At 42.7% G+C, this 5,693-nt stretch carries 5 protein-coding genes and 4 tRNA genes; all 9 read left to right on the forward strand.

Annotation, left to right across the window (positions count from 1 at the left end):
• Positions 1 to 311 precede the first annotated feature (311 nt).
• A complete protein-coding gene (locus ACTRWF_RS19465; protein WP_462836082.1) occupies positions 312 to 1,889 on the forward strand; it encodes a methyl-accepting chemotaxis protein in 1,578 nt (525 codons plus the stop codon).
• Positions 1,890 to 1,981: 92 nt separating this feature from the next.
• A complete protein-coding gene (gene murB / locus ACTRWF_RS19470; protein WP_462836083.1) occupies positions 1,982 to 3,064 on the forward strand; it encodes a UDP-N-acetylmuramate dehydrogenase in 1,083 nt (360 codons plus the stop codon).
• Complete coding sequence (gene birA / locus ACTRWF_RS19475) at positions 3,061 to 4,047, forward strand: bifunctional biotin--[acetyl-CoA-carboxylase] ligase/biotin operon repressor BirA (RefSeq protein ID WP_462836084.1); 987 nt, start codon at positions 3,061 to 3,063, stop codon at positions 4,045 to 4,047. The genes murB and birA overlap by 4 nt, the downstream gene beginning before the upstream one ends.
• A 136-nt stretch (positions 4,048 to 4,183) precedes the next feature.
• Complete coding sequence (locus tag ACTRWF_RS19480) at positions 4,184 to 4,942, forward strand: type III pantothenate kinase (RefSeq protein WP_462836085.1); 759 nt, start codon at positions 4,184 to 4,186, stop codon at positions 4,940 to 4,942.
• A 109-nt stretch (positions 4,943 to 5,051) separates the two neighbouring features.
• Positions 5,052 to 5,127 (forward strand) — tRNA-Thr (locus tag ACTRWF_RS19485).
• A 7-nt stretch (positions 5,128 to 5,134) separates the two neighbouring features.
• Positions 5,135 to 5,219 (forward strand) — tRNA-Tyr (locus tag ACTRWF_RS19490).
• A gap of 33 nt (positions 5,220 to 5,252) precedes the next feature.
• A tRNA-Gly gene (locus tag ACTRWF_RS19495) sits at positions 5,253 to 5,327 on the forward strand.
• A 7-nt stretch (positions 5,328 to 5,334) separates the two neighbouring features.
• Positions 5,335 to 5,410, forward strand: a tRNA-Thr gene (locus tag ACTRWF_RS19500).
• Between the two features lie 67 nt (positions 5,411 to 5,477).
• On the forward strand, positions 5,478 to 5,693 hold a 216-nt coding region (locus ACTRWF_RS19505), incomplete at its 3' end, for a GTP-binding protein (RefSeq protein WP_462835548.1).

Genomic DNA, 5,693 nt, shown 5'->3' on the forward strand with positions numbered 1-5,693 from the left:
GTGTGGGGTTTCCCCATGTGAGAGTAGGACACTGCCAGGTCCTTATTTCGAAAAGCCCTTGTCTTACGACAAGGGCTTTTTCGTTAGGAAGCAAAGCGAGTACTCTGTAGTCAAAAACTGAGGGTACTGTGTGTCTTCCTTGCGCAAAAGTCGCGACAAAGAGCGTCACGATTTTGCACCACTAAACCCGCCGTTAGGCGGGTTTTTTGCTTTCTGCCTCATCATTTTCTCTATACTACTAATCGCTTATAGATTAATAGCAAAGATCGCTCTACATTTGTCTTGTGTTAATAAAATGTTAAGTGTACTTGATGAATTATTTGGTGTTAGCTGTTGTCGCAGGGCTGATAAATGTAGTGATGTCGTTTCTAACCATGAGCGTCCTGATTTCTACTGCTGTCACCTTTTTTACTATTCTTTTAGCGTCTTTTATTTTTAATAAAACGCTAGGCAGCGGAAAAGCGAATGCGTTTTCTGAAGGAGTAGGGGATGACAGCCTTTCATCTAGTCAACCTCCGTCGTCGCAAACTGATGCAACCAAGGTCAGTCATGCCGCCAGCAATATTGCAATTGGCGGTGCCTCTATTTCGTTCTTTTTGGAGCAACTAGCAAACGCTTTTAAAGAACAAGTCGCTAATATTGGTGAAATGAGCGGCAGGCTACAACATTTAGAGTCGTCGTCTAGTCAGTTAGATGCATTAGCCAAAACAGCCTCTTTATCTATGAATGAGTCTGATGAGAAAACACAGTTTGGAAGTACGTCGCTAAAAGAAGTGTTAAACCAACAACAGCAGTTAGTTAAAAATATCAATGCGTCATCTGACGCGCTCATTACCTTAAAAAGCAAAGCTGAAGGTATAAGTACAATCACTAACACCATTAATCAGCTGGCCGATCAAACGAATATGCTCGCGTTAAATGCAGCAATTGAAGCCGCTAGGGCCGGCGAACAAGGCCGTGGTTTTGCTGTAGTTGCTGACGAAGTCAGGGAACTCGCAAAGAAAACGACAGATGCAACGTCTGGAATTGAAACTTTGCTTCAGGATATGAATACCAGTAGCCAAAAAGCGGTAGCTACTATGGATAAAGTACTTAGTTCAAGTGACGATATGAACGCTAAGCTACAGGAGAGTGAAGCGGCTATATCTCATTCAAGCTTGTTATCTACTAAAGCCCGGGACTCTATGGAGGCAATGCAGGGTATGGTAGAGGATAATGCAGAGCACAGCGCAGGTATCAGCGCCAATATTCTTCAACTTCATCAAACTACGGGTAATTTGGAGCGCGATCTTTCTGACGTTTCAGCGCAAGCCTTATCTCTTAGCAGCCAAGCGGAAGATATTTTTAGGCTATTAGAAAGTTTTGACGTAAACGACAGAAATAGCGAAGTAAGAGATATTGCGATAAGTACAGCGAAAACCATAGGTAAACGATTTGAACAGGCTATTAAAGCGGGCGACATTGCCGAGTCGCAATTATTTAGCTTCGACTATACGCCCATTGCAAACACTAACCCGTTAAAGCACACGACACCTTTCGATAAATTCACCGATAAGATATTACCCGAAATTCAAGAGCCTTTGCTAACAGCGCACGATTTCATAATTTATGCTGGCGCTGTTGATAAAAATGGCTACTTCCCCACCCATAATAAGAAGTTCAGTCAGCCGCTTACGGGTAATTATGATACTGACCTTGCGAATAACCGAACAAAACGGATATTTGATGATAAGACAGGAAGCCGCTGTGGTGCTAATACCTCAACGTTCCTACTTCAAACCTATAAACGAGATACGGGAGAAGTTATGCATGATTTATCAGCCCCTATTTATGTGAACGGTAAACACTGGGGCGGGTTTCGTATAGGTTATAAAGCACAAGCGCAGTAATTCCCTACCGCTAATATTATTGCGTCTTTACGCTTTTATTTGGGCCCTTGTTACCCTACCATTAGCGGATTGTTCGCGGTTCGTAAAATAATATGCCTTCATTACAAAGTTACAGCACGTTTGGTCTTTCAGCATCGTGTAATTCTATTAAGTCGTTTGTCGACGTCCCTTCTTTTTTATCCCTATACAACTCAATAAAACAAAGCGCCGATAACGCGGTTTACATATTAGGCGGTGGAAGCAATTCTATTTTTACAAAAGACTTCGACGGTACTGTACTGGTTAATGAAATAAAGGGTATTAGTCACTTCGATACTGAAAGTCACCATTATCTAAGGGTAGGCGCAGGCGAAAACTGGCATGAGTTTGTAACGCTTTGTATGGAAGAAAAGTGGTATGGATTCGAAAACTTAGCACTGATACCAGGCTCAGTAGGGGCATGTCCTATTCAGAACATCGGTGCTTACGGGCGAGAGGTTAATGCTCTCATTGATAAAGTAGAATGTGTATTATTAGAAACGGGTGAGCAAGTTCTGCTTAACAAAGAAGATTGCCAGTTTGGCTACAGAGATAGTGTGTTTAAACATGCATTAGCCAATAAAGTGCTTATTACCCATGTTAATTTTAAGCTTCCGAAAGACTATGAACTTGAAACTAGCTACGGTGAATTGGCCGCACTTTCCGAGCCTACGCCTGAAAAGGTGTATAGTAAGGTAATAGAGATAAGAAAGAGCAAGTTGCCCGACCCAAACGTTTTAGGTAATGCAGGAAGTTTCTTCAAGAACCCCGTAGTACCGACATCGGTATTTCACAGTATTCAAAAAGATTACGACGTTGTCCCGCACTTTGTTATAACTAACAAGGTAACGCCGCCAACTGAAACGAGTGATTTAGGCGTTACCCTAAAACAGCAAGATAACACTAAGCAAAACGAAGAATTGATAAAAATCCCTGCAGCGTGGCTTATCGACCAAGCAGGATTTAAAGGCAAGACGTTAAATAAAGTACGCTGCCACCCTACACAGCCATTGGTACTAACTAACTTAGGTGGTGCCACCGGAGAAGATTTAATTACCATGGCAAAAAATATCATAGCAAGCGTACATGATAAGTTTGGCGTTACGCTCGAACCAGAAGTGCGCTTATTAGGAAGCAAAGGACTTATTTCGCTATGAGACAAGCATCAAAAGCTATAAGAAAACATATACTCGCTTTGTTGTCTGACGGCCATTTTCACTCAGGTGAAACCATTGCTCAGCAGGTCGGTTTATCAAGAACCGCGGTAGCGGGCCACATTTCCCAGCTTGCCGATTGGGGGTTGGATGTATTTAAAGTGAAAGGTAAAGGCTACCGATTAGAACGAGGGTTCCCATTGTTAAGTGCTGACAGTATTAAACGACATTTAGGCAATACAAAACGCGCGGTCATCGATGTGGAGTCCGTATTGCCCTCTACCAATACGGAAATGAACAAACGTATTGCGAGTAAACGGGAAGATCTTGAAAACGGCGATGTCGTCTTCGCCGAAATTCAAACCGATGGGCGCGGTCGCCACGGCCGTTCTTGGTTAGCCCCTGTTGGTGGTAGTCTAACTTTCTCTATGTACTGGTCTTTCCCTGATGGTTACCAAAGCATGGCGGGTCTTTCTTTGCTAGTGGGGTTAGCCGTTTGCGATGCATTAAAAGAATTTGGTGTTGAAGATACCGAATTGAAATGGCCGAACGATATTTATCTACAAGGCAAAAAGCTTGCCGGTGTATTAATTGAAGTAGAAGGCCAGATTGGCGCAACGGCGCACAGTGTTATTGGTATTGGTTTAAATGTATGTGTACCTGATAATCAGTATGATGTAGGGCAGCCTCATAGCGATTTAGCCTCTTACCTAGGTACCATTCCTGATAGAAACGCATTAGCGGCAGAAATAATTAAGTCGCTTTGGTCTTATTTACCGAAATTTACCCAGCAAGGGTTTGGTCCTTTCACTGCGTATTGGGAAGCGTTAGACCTATACGCCGATAAACGTATTGTTTTGCAGATGGGCGAGAAGCGATTTTCTGGAATTGACAGGGGAGTAGACGCCAGCGGCGCACTACTTGTTGAAACACAAGACGGTATTACGCGATTCCATGGTGGCGAAGTTAGCCTTAGAGGCAATTAACGTTTTATTTTATATCTGGGCTACGAAGATTTTGGCCATTTTTATAATAAAAGTACTTCGTAGTTCATCTTTGTGATTTTTAAATAGAATTTTTTCCGTTCGTTTTACGCATTACATTGCGACTGAAACCAAAAATATGAATAACATTGAAGAAAACCACGTCATATTAGTGGATATCGGTAACACCCGAATAAAATATTCACTGCTTTGTCATGCAGAAGAAGAGCCTAATGCATGCGAAGATGCCAATTCTCTTTTCTCTTTTATCGATTCTCAGAAAAATATTTCTCATTTATATATAGCTTCTGTGAGAAACCAGGAGCTGGTTGATGAAATATCCACCATGTGCAATGAACGACATATTACCTTTGTAGAAAAGCACACAGAAAAAGAAGCCTTCGGCATAAAAAATAGTTACGACAATGTTCAAAAAATGGGCGTTGATCGATGGCTTGCCATGGTCTGCGCTGCAGAAAAATCAAAAAAAGCATTTTTTGTTATGGATGTGGGTACGGCAATAACGGTTGATTTTGTGGTAGATGGTCAACATTTAGGCGGTTGGATCGTACCTGGTTTTCAAGTAATGCGTAATGCATTGGTCGCTTCAACTAAAAAAGTGTTCGCAAATGATGAAATTCCAACCACCTTTGGGGTTGGGACAGACACAGAAGATTGTGTGGCAACAGGGTGTCATGCCGCCCTATATGGTGTTTATTTGAGCGCGATTGATTACATATCAAGCAAACAAACCGATTTTGACATTATTTTAGGGGGTGGAGACAAAAAAGTGTTTGCATTCTTAAAATCTGCTGATAACATGCGCCTCGCTCATTTGGTGATGCAGGGTCTTGCCCGCTACGCTCGAAGTGAACTTTTAAAGGGAACGCCGGCGTAAGTTTTTGATTAGTTGAAAAATTGGTCAAAAAAGAAAATTGAAAAATTTTCAAAAAGACACTTGCACAGAGTTAAACAATACTCTAGAATGCGCACCCACTTGATGTAGTGCCGACTTAGCTCAGTTGGTAGAGCAACTGACTTGTAATCAGTAGGTCGCCAGTTCGATTCCGGCAGTCGGCACCATCAATCTGGAGGGGTACCCAAGCGGTCAACGGGAGCAGACTGTAAATCTGCCGGCTCAGCCTTCGCAGGTTCGAATCCTGCCCCCTCCACCACTTTCTCTATGAGGTGGCCAGAGAATTAGGATTGCGGGCATCGTATAATGGCTATTACCTCAGCCTTCCAAGCTGATGATGCGGGTTCGATTCCCGCTGCCCGCTCCAAATCAGTGCTGATATAGCTCAGTTGGTAGAGCGCACCCTTGGTAAGGGTGAGGTCGGCAGTTCAAATCTGCCTATCAGCACCAGTTTATTTCTCCCCAGCTCATGTAAAATTTCTAAATTTTTTAATGTAACTTTGCTGGGATAATAGAAATGGCAAAAGAAAAGTTTGAACGTACGAAACCCCACGTAAACGTGGGTACAATCGGCCACGTTGACCACGGTAAAACTACCCTAACTGCAGCTATCACTACAGTTCTTTCTAAAACTTACGGCGGTTCTGCTCAGGCTTTCGATCAAATCGATAACGCGCCTGAAGAGAAAGCTCGTGGTATCACCATTTCTACTTCACACGTAGAATATGACACG

This window comes from Alteromonas sp. G5_S2_22_S1, assembly GCF_054968525.1.